Annotated in this window: 11 protein-coding genes; 4 read left to right on the top strand and 7 right to left on the bottom strand. The window is 67.0% G+C overall.

Annotated features, from left to right (window positions below):
• Nucleotides 1-271 precede the first annotated feature (271 nt).
• Complete coding sequence (locus tag EGD98_RS13050; protein WP_220588808.1) at nucleotides 272-3,052, bottom strand: G8 domain-containing protein; 2,781 nt, start codon at nucleotides 3,050-3,052, stop codon at nucleotides 272-274.
• Nucleotides 3,053-3,345: 293 nt separating this feature from the next.
• Between EGD98_RS13050 and sufU the strand changes: the two genes are divergently transcribed.
• Nucleotides 3,346-3,774, top strand: coding sequence for a Fe-S cluster assembly sulfur transfer protein SufU (gene sufU / locus EGD98_RS13045; protein ID WP_220588807.1), 429 nt, complete (start codon nucleotides 3,346-3,348; stop codon nucleotides 3,772-3,774).
• Between the two features lie 54 nt (nucleotides 3,775-3,828).
• Entirely contained in the window at nucleotides 3,829-4,599 is a 771-nt protein-coding gene (locus tag EGD98_RS13040; RefSeq protein WP_220588806.1) for a class I SAM-dependent methyltransferase, read from the top strand.
• Between the two features lie 9 nt (nucleotides 4,600-4,608).
• Here EGD98_RS13040 and EGD98_RS13035 read toward each other — a convergent pair whose 3' ends face one another.
• The gene (locus tag EGD98_RS13035) at nucleotides 4,609-6,312 is read right to left on the bottom strand and encodes a sensor histidine kinase (protein ID WP_220588805.1); all 1,704 of its coding nucleotides are present in this window, start codon (nucleotides 6,310-6,312) and stop codon (nucleotides 4,609-4,611) included.
• A gap of 68 nt (nucleotides 6,313-6,380) precedes the next feature.
• Nucleotides 6,381-8,369, bottom strand: coding sequence for a heme-binding protein (locus tag EGD98_RS13030; RefSeq protein WP_220588804.1), 1,989 nt, complete (start codon nucleotides 8,367-8,369; stop codon nucleotides 6,381-6,383).
• 139 nt (nucleotides 8,370-8,508) lie between these two features.
• On the opposite strand from EGD98_RS13030, the gene EGD98_RS13025 reads away from it, so the two are divergent.
• Entirely contained in the window at nucleotides 8,509-9,441 is a 933-nt protein-coding gene (locus tag EGD98_RS13025; protein ID WP_220588803.1) for a S49 family peptidase, read from the top strand.
• A complete protein-coding gene (locus EGD98_RS13020; protein ID WP_220588802.1) occupies nucleotides 9,434-10,471 on the top strand; it encodes a GldG family protein in 1,038 nt (345 codons plus the stop codon). Before EGD98_RS13025 ends, EGD98_RS13020 begins: the two co-directional genes overlap by 8 nt.
• A gap of 13 nt (nucleotides 10,472-10,484) precedes the next feature.
• On the opposite strand, the gene EGD98_RS13015 is transcribed toward EGD98_RS13020, so the two are convergent.
• From EGD98_RS13015 to EGD98_RS13000, 4 genes are all read right to left on the bottom strand, one after another.
• Nucleotides 10,485-10,805, bottom strand: coding sequence for a DUF5783 family protein (locus EGD98_RS13015; RefSeq protein WP_220588801.1), 321 nt, complete (start codon nucleotides 10,803-10,805; stop codon nucleotides 10,485-10,487).
• A 64-nt stretch (nucleotides 10,806-10,869) separates the two neighbouring features.
• Nucleotides 10,870-11,106, bottom strand: a complete 237-nt coding sequence (locus EGD98_RS13010; protein WP_220588800.1) for a hypothetical protein — start codon at nucleotides 11,104-11,106, stop codon at nucleotides 10,870-10,872.
• A 54-nt stretch (nucleotides 11,107-11,160) separates the two neighbouring features.
• Nucleotides 11,161-12,615 carry a RecJ family nuclease gene (gene recJ / locus EGD98_RS13005; protein WP_220588799.1) on the bottom strand — a complete coding sequence of 485 codons (1,455 nt, stop codon included), beginning with the start codon at nucleotides 12,613-12,615 and terminating at the stop codon, nucleotides 11,161-11,163.
• Nucleotides 12,616-12,824: 209 nt separating this feature from the next.
• Complete coding sequence (locus EGD98_RS13000) at nucleotides 12,825-13,355, bottom strand: hypothetical protein (RefSeq protein ID WP_220588798.1); 531 nt, start codon at nucleotides 13,353-13,355, stop codon at nucleotides 12,825-12,827.
• Between the last annotated feature and the right edge of the window lie 326 nt (nucleotides 13,356-13,681).

The raw sequence follows: 13,681 nt of genomic DNA, 5'->3' as shown, positions 1-13,681 counted from the left end.
GTCTCGCCAGGCTCGTCAGCTGTTTGCCTGACGAGTGTCGTCGCGATAGACGACGTACTGCGCGAACGAAGTGAGCGCAGTGCCAGCGAGACGAGTGCAACGAGTCTCGCCAGGCTCGTCAGCTGTTTGCCTGACGAGTGTCGTCGCGATAGACGACGTACTGCGCGAACGAAGTGAGCGCAGTGCCAGCGAGACGAGTGCAACGAGTCTCGCCAGGCTCGTCAGCTGTTCGCGAAGCGGTTCTTCGTTCTCACTTTGTCCGCGCGCATCGCTATCGCACGAACACCGAGTACATCTTGTACGTGTCCGGACAGCCACCGAGCCACGTCGTCCCCGCACTGACGGATTTCTTGAACACCCGTCGGGTGCCGTCGTCGGTGCCGATGGAGTCGCCGGTGTCGGTCCACCCCGTTAGCCACTCCGGCGTCGACTCGGCGTCGTAGGCCACGAACACGTCCGCGGGCTCGGCGAGGTCCAGCCGGTAGCCCGACGGCCGCTCGATGTCCTGGTCCTCTTTCTCGGGGCGGATGTACGACAGCCCGGCGTATTTCCCCGGCACGGTCAGGAACTCGGCGTCGTCGTAGACGTAGAGCCGTTCACCCTGGGCGAGCGTACCGAACTCGTGGGCCGACCCGACCGTCGAGGCGACCGCGTCGAGGGGCGCGGGAGCGTCCCGGCTCCCGTTCGAGCCCGCGGCAAACCCGCCGAGAACGTCCGACCTGGCGCCGGCATCGTCGGGCAGGGGCTCGCCCTCGACGGCGAGCCCGTAGGCGTTCATCAGTTCGCGGTTCGACTTCCCGACGAACTCGGCCGGGTCGGCCTCAGAGAGGTCACCCAGCTCGTCCCCACCGACGTCGCCGAGGTCCGCCTCGGTCGGGAACGGCACCACGTCCGGCCGCTGGCTGTCGAAGTACAGCGGCGTGCCCTCGAGGGTGACGCTGTCGTTCGGCGAGAGCATACTGTAGAGGTCGTCCTGGAGGTCCGCGCCCATGAACACCGATGCCCGGCCGCCGTCGCCGAAGTCGACGTTCTCGATAGCGACCTCGTGGGGGCTGCTCCAGCGGTTCGAGGTGCCCCCGCCGATGACGTGGACGTCGATATCGTTGTCCAGCCGCCCGCCCGTTATCGGGCTCTCCCCGCGGGGCGGCGCGCGGATGCCGGTGAACCACCCCTCTATGTCGGGGTTCTCGACCCGGAGATTCTGGGGGGCGTGGTTGCGGTTGATGCCGACGCCGCGGTAGCCGCCCACCCCGTCGACGAGTGTGGGGTTCCGGACGACGACGTTGGCGCTGTAGCGTATCGAGATGCCGTTCTGGCCGCCCTGTGCGCCGCCCTCGTTGGGGACCCGTCGGCTGTCCCACTGGCTGTAGTGGGCCCCGAGGTTGAACGCCGTGAACTCGTCCACCACGCTGTAGCTCTCGACCTGGTCGTGGGCGTCGCCGAATCGGTGGCGGGAGATGTCGGCGCCACCGCCCGAGGCGAAGACGGTGTTCCCCGCGAAAGAGCGAAAGCGGACCTGTGTCGAGGGCACCTTCCCGTCTGTCACCGCGTCGGACGCCAGAAGCCTGTCCTGGCCCGTCACGTTCTCGACCGGGAAGTTCGCGAAGTCGATGGTGATGCCCTCGAATTTCTCGGGGTCCTTCTCCCGGTCGGGTTTCGGTCTGGTCCACCAGACGAAGCCGTGGTGGCGGTGGCCGGCAGCGACGTTGTCGTCGACGGCGACGCCGGGGCTCTGGAGCCAGAAGCCGTAGCCGCCGTGGCCGAAGTCGTCGATGGCCCCCTCGCGGTCCGTCTTGAACTGCCGACGGTCGGGGCCGCCGCCGGTCCCGGTCGAGCGCAGCGCGAAGTTCCCCTCGAAGGCACCGATTTCGTTGCCGATTTCGGCGACAAAGCCCGCCCCGAACACGCCGTAGGAGACGTTGTCCCGGAAGGCGACGTTGCTGTGGTGGTTGACGTAGCCCCAGCCCGGGCTGCCGTCGACGACACAGCCCTCGACGACGCGGGGGTCCTCGGTCGCGTCGATGCCGGTGCGGTGGAAGTGACAGGCGTAGCGGGCCTTCGGGTTCGGCGTGTCGGGGTCGGGCGGCGTCCCGTTGTCCGGATTGGTCACCGGCCTGGACTTGTCGGTCCGACCAAGCGAATCGAAAGCGGCGTGCTGGACGCGCACGTCAGTCGTCATGAACATCACGTGCCCGCGGCGCTTGGTGGCCGCGGATTCCGAGCGCAGCGTGACGGTGCGGTCCATCACGGCGACGTACGCGTCGAAGTCCTCCCGTGGCGGGACGTGGTCGTGGGACAGCGACCGGTCGAGTTCGACCGTCGACCCCGAGACGCCGGCGACGGTGACGGCCTCGTCCTGGTTCTCGTCGGGGTCGAGGCCGGCGACCACGAGGCGGTCGCCCTCGGCCCAGCCGGTCGGCGCCTCGGCCAGCGAGAGCGACCGGTCGCCAGCCCGTGGTGCCGTCCCCGTTCGCGCCCACGAGGTCCGCTCGCTACCGGCAACGTGGACCGTCGACCCCGGGAGCGCCAGCAGCCCGCGGCTCACCCGTTCGGGGTCCCAGTCCTCGTCGATAGCGCCGTCGTCCGTGAACTCGACCACGGCGCCGGCACCCCGCTGGACCGGCTCGTCGGGCGTGCCAAGTTCGAGCGTCCCCGTGCCCGCGACGACCAGTGTATCGACCAGCAGCCGGCTGGCGGCCGTCGGGTCGACCCGAAGCCGCCCGTCGACGCGCACAGTTCTGTAGGTCGCGTCGAGTTCGCTCGCCAGGGTCACCGCCCGTCCCTCGGGTATCAGGACGTGTGCGCCGTCGCCCGGAACCGCGTCCCGCCAGCTCCCGCTGTCGGCCCAGACCCCGCCGGTAGCCCGGTCCGTGACCTGCCCGTCCGGGACGAGCCGCGTGATGTGGTCCGGGCCCGAAAGCGAGTTCGTACCGTCGCCCCCGCCGAACAGCCGCGCACGCTGCGTGTACGCGCCGCCGGCGAGCGTGACCCCGACGCCGCCGGTCGCCGCGCCCTTCAGAAACGTCCGTCGGGACGACCCATCCTCCGACATTCTATTCGCCTAATTCACCGATGGAAAGATAAGTGTGTGGGCCACCTACAGCGTTGTTAGAACTGCGAAGCGGTGGCCGTGCGCGGCCTCCGTGCCGCGCAGACGGGGAAGGGCAGGCTGTCGAAGCAAGCATCCGGCGGCTGTGCCGCCGGTTCACGGGAATCGCCGCGAGCGCGGCGATTCCCGCCTTTTTCATGAACGTTTTTGCAAGCGGGGTTCGCTGTGCGAACCCCCGCAGCAAAAAGGTTCATAGGCAATGCTTTTCCGCGTCAGCACCGTATGATGGTTCAACAATGGGTATCGGAGGCTCCGACATGTACCGGCAGCAGATTCTCGACCACTACAAGAACCCCCGAAACACGGGGGAAATCGAGGATCCGACGTTCACCCACGTCGGCGAGAACCCGATGTGCGGTGACGAAATCCGGATGGACGTGGTGCTGAGCGAGGACGAAGAGACCATCGAGCAGGTCGCATTCCGCGGAGACGGCTGTGCCATCTCCCAGGCCTCGGCGTCGATGCTCTCCGAGCGCCTCCACGGGATGTCCGTCGAGGAACTGAACGATCTGGACCGTGACGACATCGTCGACATGCTCGGGGTCGACATCTCCCCGATGCGTATCAAATGTGCCGTGCTGGCCGAGAAAGTCGCCCAGGACGGGGCCGACATCTACTTCGACGAGCTGGACATCGAGCGGACGACGACCGAAGACGACGACTGAGTCGTTACCACACCCGCAGTTACTTTTTCCACACACGCGACCGTCGCCAGCGACATGCCCGACAACGAGTGGGACCCCGACGACTACGACGAGGGCCACGGCTTCGTCGCGGAGTATGGCAGAGACGTGGTGCGGTTGCTGAACCCCCAGCCCGGCGAGCGCGTCCTCGACCTCGGCTGTGGGACGGGGACGCTTTCGGCAGTAATCGCCGACAGCGGTGCCGAGGTCGTGGGTATCGACGCCGCCGCATCGATGGTCGAGCAAGCCCGCGAGCGGTATCCGGCGCTCACCTTCGCGGTTGCCGACGCCCGCGAATACGAGCCCGACGGCGCCTTCGACGCCGTCTTCTCGAACGCCGCCCTGCACTGGATTCCGGGCGACGACCACGACGCCGTCCTGTCGATGGTCGGGTCGGCACTGACCGACGAGGGCCGCTTCGTCGCGGAGTTCGGCGGCCACGGCAACGTCTCGCAGGTCGAGCGGGCCGTCCGCGACGAACTCGACGCGCGGGGGTACGACACCGACCACTCGTGGTACTTCCCGAGCATCGGCGAGTACGCGCCCCGCCTGGAAAATCACGGACTCGAAGTCACCGACGCCGTGCTGTTCGACCGGCCGACGGAGCTCGACGGCGGCCAGGCAGGGCTACGGGAGTGGATCGAGATGTTCGGGGACGAACTGTTCGCGCCGGTCACCGAGTCGGACCACGAAGCCGTCCTCGATGCCGTCGAAGAACGCCTGCGGCCGGTGCTGTACGACCCCGAGTCGGAGACGTGGACGGCGGACTACCGACGGTTGCGGTTCGTCGCCGAGCCGACCCGGTAGCCCGCGAGGTCACTCATCGAGTGCGGGCAGGGTCCGCTCCGAGAGTGAGACGTCGAAGCGGGCGCCGCCGCTCCCGCTTTCGCTCGCCGTGACCGACCAGCCGTGGGCCGCGACGACACGCTCGACGATTGCGAGGCCGAACCCTGTTCCGTCGGTCGAGGAGGTCACGCCCAGGTCGAAGACGCTGTCGCGCTCTTCGGGAGGGATGCCCGGCCCGTCGTCGGCGACCACGAACCCGTCGTCGGTGTCGGCGACCGTGACGGTCACGTCGTCGCCGCCGTGTTCGATGGCATTACGAAAGAGGTTCTCGAACACCTGCCGCAGCCGCGATTCGTCGGCGACGACGACGCGCTCGGTCTCGACGGCCAGGCTGGCCTCCGGTGCATCGACGCTCTCCCAGCCGCGTCTCGCACAGTCGGCCAGGTCGACCTCGTCAGTCTCGTCCAGCACCTGGCCCTCCCGCGCCAGGTCGAGGAGGTCTTCGAGCAGCTCCTCCATACGCCGGGTCGCCTCACCGGCGTCCTCGAGATGGGAGAGGTCGCCTGTCTGTCTGGCAAGTTCGATGCGGCTGTCGATGACCTGCAGCGGGTTCCGGAGGTCGTGGCTGACGACGCCGGTGAACTCCTCCAGGCGCTCGTTCTGGGTTTCGAGGGCGCGCTTTCGCTGCTCCTGTTCGGTGACGTCCCTGAGGACGACGGCGCGGCCCCGAACGATGTCGTACCGGTCCTCGATGGGCGTCGTCCGCACGTCGAAGGTGACCCGTTCCCGGCTCCCGCCGGACCGTGTCGTCGTCACTGTGGTCGTATCGCCGCCCGGCCCACCGTCGGTGGCGGTCAGCGTCCCTGGGAGGTCCGGAATCGCGATGTCGTCGAGGGTTGTCCGGCCGTCGTCACGCACCACGTAGGCGTCGGCGGCGTCGTTCCAGTCGACCAGCCGCTCGCTGGAGTCGACGACGAACACCGGGTCGGCCATCTCTTCGAGCAGCGTGTGGGCCGCCATCGGTTCGACGTCGAGGAAATCGTAGCGATACAGTGCGACCCCGACGCCGACGGCCTGCACGACGAACAGGATGGGCGTCAGGTCGAGTCGCGGGTGCGGGGAGAGCCGGGCGACGAAGACGATAGTCGACAGCAACACCGCAAATGTCGACGCGAAGATGACCGCAGCCTGCTTCCGGAAGAGGTTGCGCGTCTGCAGGAGAAAGCGGCCCAACAGCCCGAACGTCAACAGCAAGACGGCGTAGGTGACGAGCAGGTACGCCAGCGCGCCGGGCCCGAACTCCCCGTAGGGTATCCGTATGTGGCCAAAGTGAGCGACGCCGACCTCCGTGTAGATGAAGCCGACTGGGCTGACAGCGAGCACCGCGATGTAGCCGACCGCGAGGAGGACGAACCCCCGGACGACGACCGACGGAATCCACTCGCTGTCGGTCGTGTACTCGATGACGAACAGGAACCAGAAGACGACTGCGAGCACGGCCGAGCCGGTCGTGAACGGGAAGCGAAAGAGCAGCGCCAGCTCGTCGGTCGGACTCACGTGGCCAAGCAGCGAGAACAGGGCCCAGGAACCGTCGGCCACCAGTAACAGCGCGAACCGGTCGGAGATGGGATGGTCGACCCGTCGCCAGGAGTACCAGGCGAACCCGTAGCTGGCGAGGACCGCGACGAGCATCAGGACGGCGATGAGGACGCTCAGTCCCGCCTCGCCTACCATTACCGTTAGTAGCGAGTGGTGCCGTCAAAACCCTTGTTGCTCGGGTATCAGATGCGAAAGTCGACCTATTAGGCCAGGAAGACGTGGCGCGGTCGGTCGGCCAGTACGTCCCGCCCCCAGCTGACGGTCTCGGAGAACTCATCCGAGCGGAAGAAGGCCATGGCGTCGTCTTTGCTGTCCCACTGGCTGGCGATGAACATATCGTTCGCGTCGTCGCGGTTGGCAAGCAGTGCCGTCTCGCGGTGGCCGTCCATCTCCGCCAGCAGGTCGCCGACGGTGTCGAACTTTGCGACGAAGTCCTCGCGATGGTCGGGCTTGACGGTGTAGAACATCCCCATCGTCCCGAAGCCGTCGCTCTCGCCCTGCCGGCGGACGACGTCGGGGAGGTCTGTCAGGTACTCACTCGCCGTGCCGGCGGCGTCCTCGGTGTCCCACAGGGAGGCGACGGCGGTGGTGTCCGAGTCCAGGTCTTCGTAGATAGTCGTCCGCACGTGCGTGTCGTATCGGTCGAAGGCGTCACGGAGGCCCGAGACCTCCTCGGCCAGCGTCTCCGGGTCGGCCTCGGAGTACACGACGAGGGCGTAGACGTCCTCGCCGTGGGGCTGGCCGGCGTAGACGCCTTCGGCGTCCAGTTCCTCACGGATGGACTGGGAGGACGCAGCGGTCTGGTCGTCCTCGTCGCTGCCGTCCGCCTCGTCGGGCTCCCCGAGCTGGCCGCCCACGCGCTCCTCGATGCCGTCGAGGTCGCTCAGGAAGCCGGCGGCGGTCTCGGCGGCCTCCTTCGCGGTCCAGATGCTGACGACGTAACTCTGGCCGCTCTGGGCCCGCACCGTCGTCGTGACGTGGCGGTCGTAGTGGTCGAAGCTCTCGGCGAGTTCCCCCACGTCGTCGACGAGGTCCTCGGCGTCCGCCGCGGAGTGGAAGACGAGCGCGTAGTCGCCGGCGTCGTAAGCCTCGTCCTCGTGGAGACCCAGCCTGCCGAGCCGGCCCACGGCGTCCTCGACCTCCTCGAAGTCGCCCGAGACGTCCGGACGGCCACCGGTGCTACCCGACGAGCCGTCCTCGTCGCTCTCGCCGCTCGTCGGGTGGTCGGCGTCGGCGGCGTCGTCACCGTGTGGGTGGTCCCCCTCGCCCGCGCTGCCGGGGTGGACGTTCCCGTGGCCGTCGGCGTCGGCCGCGTGGCCGCTATCGGTCGCGTGAGCGTCGGTCGCAGTGGCGTGGGCCGGCTGGTCGTCTGTGGCGGTCGACGGGACCCCGTCCGCCTCGTCGGTCGGGACCCGCTGGCCGGCCAGGACGGCGGGCAGGTCCGCTGGCGCGAACCGGCGGCCGACGTAGAACGGACCGAACTCCGCAAAGCGGGAGGTCGATGGGTCGAAGCGCATCTCGGTTAGCAGCTCCTTGATGTGGGTCATGTCGTCGCTCCACAGCGTGATACCCCACTCCCAGTCGTCGAAGCCGATGGAGCCACATATCATCTGGTTCACCTTCCCGCCGTAGCCACGGCCGATGTCGCCGTGCCGTTTGATGTGGGCGGCCCGCTCCTCGAAGGACATATCGTACCAGTTCTGCTCGGGGTCGCGTCGCTTGCTCATCGGGTAGAAACAGACGAACTCCTCGTCGGGTACGTCGGGGTGGAGCCGTGCCTGGATGTACTGCGCCAGGCCTGAGTCGTCGTCGACCTCGCCCTCGAAGTACTCGCGGGCCTTCTCTGTGTAGCCCGACGCTTCCGTGACCGAGACGTAGGAGAACGTCTGCTCTGTGTAGGCCGCAAACTCGGTCTGCTCGAAGTGGCGCTCGGCGGCGTCGAGGTCGGCCATCGTCGGCCGCAGATGGAGTATCATCAGGTCGGCCTTGTGACCCATGACGGTGTAGACGGCCGTCTGACCCTCCGCTGCGTCGGCCACCGACTCGTATCCTTCGAGGAAGTCGATACCCTCGGCGAGCGCCCGGTCGCGGGCCCGCTGGGGGGCATCGCGCCAGGCGTCCCAGTCGACACGGCGACAGTCGTGGAGCACGTACCAGCCCTCCTCGGTCTGGGGCGGCGTCCGTTGGTCCATACCCGCGCTTGCGGGGCGAGCGTAAGGAACTTTGCCATCTCGCCGGCCGCACGGACCGACACGGTCTGTGCCAGGTACGTCCTAGTTATATCCAGATAGTTTTATTATCCATACGTGTCAGGCTCGAAACGTAGGCGATATGAATAACCCAATCGACAATTATGTGACGACTGCCCTCCAGTCGTACACAGTCCTCGCGATCGTCGCCCTCCTCATCGGCGCCGCGGTGGCGCCGTACGCGGTGGCAGTCGCGGAAAGCAACGAGAACCACGTCGTTGTAGTGAGTATCGATGAACCGATAACGGCCTCTTCAGGCCAGCAGACCGTCCAGGAGATCCGGTCCCTCCGGAACAACGACTCCGTCAAGGCGGTCGTGCTGGACATCAACACCCCCGGCGGTAGTGCCGCGGCCAGTGAATCGATGTACATGGCGATAAAACGGCTCTCAGACGAGAAGCCGGTGTACACGAGTGTCGGCAGCAGCGCCGCCTCCGGCGGCTACTACGCTGCCATTGCCAGTGACAAGATATACGTCACGCCGGGCAGCCTCGTCGGTAGCGTCGGTGTCAGAGCGAGCGTCCCGTCGAGTGGGGGTCTCCCGCCGGGCGTGACGACCGGGCCGGACAAGGCCGGAGCGATGACACAGGACGAGTGGTACGCCGCAATCGAGTCGATGCAGCGGTCCTTCGTCGGCTCGGTGATGCAAGAACGCGGCGATAATCTCACTGTCGACCGTGAGACCGTCGCGGAGGCGACCATCTACGTCGGCGGTCGTGCGGTCAACACCGGCTACGCCGACGAGATTGGAAACACCGAGGACGCCATCGCAGCCGCCGCGGAAGACGCCGGCGTCTCGGACTACCAGGTGAGCTACCGCGACCCGGCACAGCCACAGCTCTCGCTGCTGGGTCTGAACACCGGAGACGACACGAACAGCACCGTGACCGTCGACCAGGCGCCGATGGACGACAACGGTATCGACAGAGTCAGATTCCTCATGCTGTTTGGCACCCTCGAGAACGAACGAATCCTGTACAACAGCACCGACCAGGGAGGTGTTCGCGATGAGTAACGTCGCGAAACGAGTCGGCGTCTTCCTCGTCGCGCTCGTACTGGCGGTCGGCATCGGGTCTGTCGCGCTCGGCGCGGGCGGCGGGTCCGCACCGGCGGTCAACGACGCGAACGCCTCGGCGTTCAACACAGGCGATGCGGTCGCAGACGTCCCCAACGAGAGTGGCGAGATATCGATGTCCGAAGACGCCGAAGGACAGGTCGTCGTCATCGACACGACTCGAAGCTCGAGTGTCACGCCCGAGACCGTGACGCCGATGACCAACGCACTGATCGAGAGCGGGGCCTCGGTCCGGTACAGCTCCGGCGGTTCGGGGTACGGCGCGAGCCTGAACAGCACGCTGAGCGAGGCCGACGCGTACATCGTCTTCGGCGCCAGCCGGCCCTTCACCGAGTCGGACGCTGCCGGCCTGCGCGAGTTCACCGACGCGGGCGGTCGCGTCGTCCTGATGAACGAACCGCGCCAGCAGGTTCCGCTCGGACTGTTCGGCTCCAGCAGTCGCTTCGGCGCTCCGTCGCCGAACCCGCTGCTTTCGGTGTCCAGCGAGTACGGCGTGACCTACGAGAACGGCTACCTGTACAACATGGACGACAACGCCAACAACTACCGGAACGTCTACGCGACGCCGTCGGGTAACTCCGAGCTCACCGAGGGCGTCGACCGGGTCGTGCTCCACGAGTCGGTCGCCGTCAGCGGCGGCGAGACGCGACTGACCGCCACCGAGGGAACGACGCTGTCGACGACGCGCGAGTCGGATACCTACGGCGTCCTGGCCCAAGAGGGGAACTTCGTCACAGTCGGTGACGCGAGCATCTTCGACCAGGAGTATCTCTACCACGCCGACAACGAGGTGCTGGTGAGTAACCTGCTCGACTTCCTGGTCTCCGGTGACAAATCGCCCGAAGACGCCCCAGGTGGCGGCGGCTTCGGTGGCGGTGGCGGTGACGGCAGCTTCGGCGGTGGCGGTGACGGCGGCTTCGGCGGTGGTGACGGCGGTGAGGGACCCACGCGGACACCGGTAGCACCGTAGCGACCGCCTTTTTTTAGCGTTCGACGCCGAAGATTTCGTGCAGTTCCGTCTCTAGCTGGTCGACGTACTCCTCCAGGACGGCCGAGAACTTCTCGTCGTCGACGATGACCGCGGTGAGCCGGTCGCCCGGGTCCTCGGGGAGTTCGATATAGAACCCACGGTCGTCGTCGTAGAACGGCTCGGACTCGTTCAACACCTGCTGGTCGATGGCGTGGACGAGTTCGGAGTCGTAGCGGTCGTTCATCACCTCGAAGGCCTGCTGGTAGGCCTTCTGGAGCTGTGGAAAGTAGTTGGCGTACTTGTCCTCGAACTGCTCGGGGTCGAAGTCGGTCATTGGCCGGGAGGAGGGACCCACACAATAAAGATGGTACGGAGTCGCGCCACGCGGTGGCTGTCGACTACCGCGGCCGGATAGTTCGGGCGTCCTTCTGTGGGAGGTAGACGACGAGGTAGCCGACAAAGGCGATGCCAAAGAGGCCGCTGAGAACGAGATAGACGCGGACGTCGAGATTTGCGAGAATGGCGAGTATCTGGCGGAGCGTCGCTCGCGGGTCCGCAAAGCCGAACGTTTCGGTGTAGGCGAGGAGCCCGCCGACGACGACCAGCAGGGCGTCGAACAGCACGCGTCGGTCCATTCGCCCCAGTATCGTATGTGAGAACGTATAGCTCTTGTTGCCGTCCCGGCGGGCTTACCCGAGCTGGTCGGCGACGATGTCGTCGGCGGCCGCGATGAACGCGTCCTCCTCGCCCGCGGGCACGGTCGCACCGGCGGCGATGTCGTGGCCGCCGCCGTCGCCCCCGACCGAGCGGGCGGCCTCACCCATCACCACCGAGAGGTCGACACCACGGCCCACCAGCGGGCCGGTCGCCCGCGCGGAGACCTTCGTCTCGCCGTCGGCGTCGGCGAAGGCGATGATGGGTTTGTCGGCGTCGACGCCGTCGGTCCCAAGCGCCATCCCGGCGACGATGCCGACGATGGTCTCGCGGATGGCGTCGCCGGCGTCGAAGTACTGGACGTGTTCGGCGTGGGTGATACCGCGCTCTTTGACGAGGTCCAGCCCTTGCGAGAGGTTCCGACGATGGTTCGCGAGCAGTTTCCGGGCCTGTTCGAGGGGGGCCTTGCGGTCGCCCAGACAGACTGCGAGCCCCACGTCGGCTCGCTCGTAGCGAGCAGTGGCGTTCAGCAGCGTCGAGAACTCACTGGCGTCTCTGAGTTCCGTCCCAGTTGGCTCGGCGGTCAGCGTGTAGGTCGTGCCGACGAGCGACTCTATCTTCTCGGCCGGAACGCCGCGCTTGACGGCTCGCTGGACCAGAGCGCTGGCGACCGTCTGGCGCTCGTCGTCGGTGAGGTCCGCCCAGGTACGCCACTCGCCCTGTCGCTTCAGGTCCAGCCCCAGCTTCTCCAGGAAGCGGGTGGCGCCGGCCTGGTCGTTCGAGATGCCTGGAATCGGGACCTCCGTCGCGTACTCGAGCAGTTTCGGGAGCGGGCGGGTCTGCTTGCCGTACAGCGAGAGGTCGGTCCCCTCGGTCAACACGTCAGCTGCGACGCCCTCCTCGACGATTCCGCTGTTGGCACCGACGAGTTCGCCGCCGACAGCCTGCATATCGCCGACCGCGCCGACGACTGCCAGCGCCGCGAGGTCGCGGTTGTCCCCGTCGTCGGGTTCCAGCGCCCGCGCCAGCACGTAGGCCGCCCCCGCACCGGACAGCTCCGAGGCGCCGTTGATGCCGACCAGCAGGGGGTTGCAGTGGTAGTCGAAGTCGGCGTAACCGTCGGTGTCGTGGACGGCGTCGGGGTGGCACTCGGCCGGGTCGGCGGGCTGGTGGTGGTCGGCGACGACAGCCTCGAAGTCGCCCGCGGCGACGTGCTCCGAGATGACGTCTAGCTGGCCTGAGCCGAAGTCGGTGAACAGCACCGTCTCCTCGTCTCTCGCGGCGATACTCGCTATCTCGTCGGCGTCCAGTTGCTTCTTGAACACCGTCTCGACGGGAATCCCCGCCCGCGCCAGCGCCGCCGACGCGATGGCGGCGCTCGTCAGCCCATCGGCGTCGATGTGGGAGGCCAACAGGACGCGGTCGGCCGCGCGAAGGCGGTCGGCAGACGCTGTTGCGCGGTCGGCCAGCGCGGGAACGGGAACACTCATGGTGGCGAGATAGGTTCGCCTCCGGATAAAAAGCTTCAGGAGCACGATTTCACTTCGCGGCGGTCGATGCCGACGCGTCACGTGGCTTCGCGGCGGTCGAAGCCGGCGCGTCACGTAGCTTCGCGGCGGTCGAAGCCGGCGCGTCAACCGACTTCGCGGCGGTCGAAGCCGACGCGTCACGTAGCTTCGCGGCGGTCGAAGCCGACGCGTCAACCGACTTCGCGGCGGTCGGTGACGGTGACCGACTGCTCGGCGGTCTCGACCGTCGTGCGTATCGTCACCCAGCCGTCTGCCTCACGGATTGCGAGGGCGGCTTCGAGAGGGAGTTCGACCCGCTGTGTCGTCTGATAGGTCTCACCGGGGCCGAGTCGAGCCACTCGCTCGGTTCCCTCCCAGCGGACTTCGCCGTCGGTGTCGTTGCCAGCGTAGAGCCGGGTGCGGACGGTCACGTCGCGTGCGACCGTCGGCTGCTCGTTGGTCACCGCCGAGGTCACATTGCGACACAGCATCCCACACTCCTCGACCGCACGGGTTTCGAGCGTGAACGGCTGGCGAGGGGGCGCTGGCGTCTCCGCTCCCGGCGTAGCGCTGGGGGTCGGCATAGCCGGCGAGTCGGTTCCGACGCCCACCCCACCGGACCCAAAAAAGCCGAAGACGCCAGTCAGCACCACCCCGGCCGTGACCAGCAAAAGGACGCCGACCGCCGCCAGCAGCCCGACGACTGGCCAGTCGTCGAGCATCAGTTCCGTGGCCCCGTCTCGTCGTCGATTGCCGACCACGTCCCCTCATCTGGCACCGAGGCCGATACGACGTCGACAGCCGAGCGAAGTCGCTCCATCGATGTACGACTGTTCTACCGGCCGCCATATCAATAAACTGAGATTGATAATTAACTGGTGGATAGCACACCATCGTCTGGCACAAACACCGATACAAGCCCGTATAGGCGGTCAAGAGTGGTTCCGTCGGTAGCCGTATATTTCCCGATGGGGTTATCCTGTTTCCATCCCTACACCAGTGTATGAATCGCCGCCCCGCGTTCTCCAGCCGGTCCGTCGAGGTGGGT

The sequence above is a fragment of the Haloarcula salinisoli genome (genome assembly GCF_019599405.1).
GTDB classification, from domain to species: Archaea; Halobacteriota; Halobacteria; order Halobacteriales; family Haloarculaceae; genus Haloarcula; species Haloarcula salinisoli.
The sequence above is the reverse complement of the archived record's forward strand: the minus strand, read 5'-3'. Positions and strand labels throughout refer to the sequence as shown.